At 68.0% G+C, this 3,085-nt stretch carries 2 protein-coding genes and 1 pseudogene; 2 read left to right on the top strand and 1 reads right to left on the bottom strand.

Annotation, left to right across the window (positions count from 1 at the left end; translation table 11 throughout):
- On the top strand, positions 1-94 hold a 94-nt coding region (locus IE265_RS39200; protein ID WP_506005208.1), incomplete at its 5' end, for an ATP-binding protein.
- 1,923 nt (positions 95-2,017) lie between these two features.
- Complete coding sequence (locus IE265_RS37910; protein ID WP_190040351.1) at positions 2,018-2,362, top strand: DUF2750 domain-containing protein; 345 nt, start codon at positions 2,018-2,020, stop codon at positions 2,360-2,362.
- Here IE265_RS37910 and IE265_RS37905 read toward each other — a convergent pair.
- A pseudogene (locus IE265_RS37905) lies at positions 2,359-3,085 on the bottom strand (IS5 family transposase); the annotation flags it as partial. The gene IE265_RS37910 and the pseudogene IE265_RS37905 sit on opposite strands and share 4 nt — an antisense overlap.

Here is a 3,085-nt window from a genome sequence, read left to right as displayed (position 1 = left end):
CCTGCACCACTGCGAGGTCGTCCCGATCAACGGCAACAGCTACCGGCTCAAGAACCGCCTCCAAGCCATCGAGCGGGACACCAACGTGGCCTGAGCAGTGGTGCACAGAACTTCGTACTCGGTGGTGCACTCAGACGAGTACGTGGACAAATACCCGAAAGGCCGAACTTGTCCACGCTGGAAAGCGGCACAATTGCCACACAGATACAGAACCTGCAGCTCACGCGGGCTGTCCGTGGCCTGCCTGGCCACGGTCCCATCGCAGGCAGTAACCGGGTTCCCCGTTGTCGAGCATGCCCTTCTGTCCGCGGCCTGCTAGGCCGCGGCCCCATCGCAGGTGCGTGGTCGTGTTCATCCCGCCGTCGCGGTACGCACTGTCCGTGGCCTGCCCGGCCGCGGCCCCACCGCACGACCTTCAGTGCCCAGGTCATGAAGTGCGCGCTGTGCACTGTCCGCGGCTTGAACGGCTGCGGCCCCATCGCAGGAGCCTCGGGCACCCGCGATTGAAGCTGCACTGGCGGCTTCGTCCGTGGTCTGCTGGCCGCGGCCCCATCGCAGCATTGACAATGACGGCCGACCGGGTGGCGTAGTCGGTCTGTCCACGGCCTGGCTGGCCGCGCCCCATCGCAGGCGGAACTGCGTGCCGTATTCGTTGACGGTGTCGAGCCTGTCTACGGCCTGTTCGGCCGCGGCCCCATGGACTTTCGGTCGTGGTGTCCACTTCAACGCCGAGAAAGCTGCCCGCGGCTTGCCTGACCGCGGCCCTATCGCAGCGCCTTGATAAACGCCGCAACGGTGTCATCCAATTACCTGTCCGCGGCAAATCCCGTCGTGGCCTCATCGCAGGGAGCGCACGGCCGACGGTACGCTGTGCGTCAGCCAAACTGTCCGCGGCCACCCGGCCGTGGCCCCATCGCAGGCACCACTTCCGCGCGCAGCAACTCGGTACCGGCCGTCTGTCCGCGGCCTGCCCGGCCACGGCCCCATTTCAGGAGCTTGAACGTGGCCTGTGCGTTACGGTGCGGTAGAGACTATGCGCGGCTTACTCAACTGCGGCTCCATCGCAGCTGGGACGAGGCTCACGATGTAAACCCTGTGATTGGGGCTGTCCGCGGTCTGCTCGGCCGCGGCACCATCGCAGGACGTTCGGCAGCGACGCCTCAGCCTGCTGCACCGCCACTGTCCGCGGCCTACCCGGCTGTGGCCCTATCGCAGTATCGCGTAGTAGATGTCAATGATGTCGCCGCTCGCGTCTGTCTGCAGCTGGCCCGGCCGCGGTCTCACCACAGGCACGTCGTGGCGGATCCCGATCGTCGACAAGGTCGCGCCTGTCCGCGGCTACCGGGCTACGGCCCCATCGCAGTCAGACTCTCAATCAGGGGCTCATCGGCAACGGCCGTCCCTCCGCAGCCCATCCGGCTGCGGCCCCATCGCAGGTGCACATCGGTCGGGATCGCGAGCGGTGCCCGTACGGTTGGCCACGGCCTGCCCGACCGCGGCCCCATCTCAGGGACCTCAAGACCTGCGCCCCGCCCGTCATCCGGGGCTGTCCGCGACTTGCCCGACCGCGGCCCCATCGCAGGGCGATCGTCGAGCGCATCACCACCCCCTACTCCCAGTTGTCCGCGGCCTGCCCGGCTGCGGCCCCATCGCAGGTTCGTCCACTACGACGGCGGCGCCCCGATCAACCGTCTGTCCGTGGCCTGCTTGGCCGCGACCCCATCGCAGAGTCACCCCGGATGGCCAGGAATCGGCGCTGGACAAGGCTGTCCGCGGGCTGCCGCGCTGTCGGCGGCTCCATCCCAGCCAACGCGTCGCGAGTCCGATCGTCGGTAAGCTCGCACCCGTCCGCGGCCCCATCGCAGCATGAACGCTTCCCAGGTGAACGGGAAGCGTGCGCCTCCGTCCGCGGCCTGCCTGGCCGCGGCCCCGTAGCAGGACGTCTCCCGGGACGCACGCCATGTGCACTTAGAACTCCTAACGAAATGGGTGTTGGGGAACGGTAGGCTCGGTGGCCATGAGTCAGAGCGGTTCGCAAGCGGCGGCGTTCTTCCGAGACGTCCGCGAAAGCAGAGTGCTCTGGCTTGTCCGGGATGACGATGGAAGCCCGACTCACCTCTCCGCGGACGGCACGCGAAGTCTTCCCTTCTGGTCGACCTCGTCCCGCGCCCAGAGGGCAGCGAAGATCTGGGGGCGTGGGCTCCGCGTTGAGTCCATGCCCTTGGACACCTGGTGCGATCGCGTACTGCCCGATGCCGCCCGGGATGGACTCGTGATCGGCATCAACTGGAGCGGGCCGCGCCTGGTCGGCTGGAGCTTCACCCCCAAGGAAGTTCTTAACCGGCTAGCGGCGGTTAACTAGTCCACGGCATCGGTCACCAGAGCGCGCAGTCGCCGCCAGCAGATGAGTGCGCATCCGAGGGTGAGGAAGGCTTCGTGGATGTCGTCGCGGATCTCCCAGCGGATCCGCAGTCGGCGGAACCAGTGCAGGTGGGCGAACGCGCGCTCTACAACCCAGCGTTGCTTGCCCAGGCCGGAGCCGTGCTCGGTGCCGCGGCGGGCGATCAGCGGCTTCACGCCGAGGGCCCAGACGAGACGGCGGTACTTGTCATGGTCGTAGCCGCGATCACCCAGCACCACGTCGGGGCGGCAGCGGGGCCGGCCCCGCTTGCCGCGCACCGGTGGCACGGCCTGCAGGAGTGGGATGAGCTGGGTGACGTCGTTGCGGTTGCCGCCGGTCAAGGTGGCGGCGAGCGGAATGCCGGTGGCATCGGTGATCAGATGATGCTTGCTGCCGGCTCTGCCCCGGTCGACGGGGCTTCGTCCCGTCTTGGGGCCCCTTTTAACGCGCGGATGTGGGAGCCGTCGACCGCCGCCCGAGAGAAGTCCAGGGCGTTCGCGCTGCGGAGCCTGACGAGGAGGGCCTCGTGCAGCCGGGGCCACACACCGGCCTCGGTCCACTCGGCCAGCCGCCGCCAGCAGGTCATGCCCGAGCCGAAGCCGAGTTCCTGCGGCAGATGTTGGGCCTTGACCCCGAATCCTGAACACGGGTTATGCGGCTTGTGCCAGCGTAGTTGGTGTGCGG

Source organism: Streptomyces fructofermentans, assembly GCF_014651055.1.
In the GTDB taxonomy this organism is placed as follows: domain Bacteria; phylum Actinomycetota; class Actinomycetes; order Streptomycetales; family Streptomycetaceae; genus Streptomyces; species Streptomyces fructofermentans.
The sequence above is the reverse complement of the archived record's forward strand: the minus strand, read 5'-3'. Positions and strand labels throughout refer to the sequence as shown.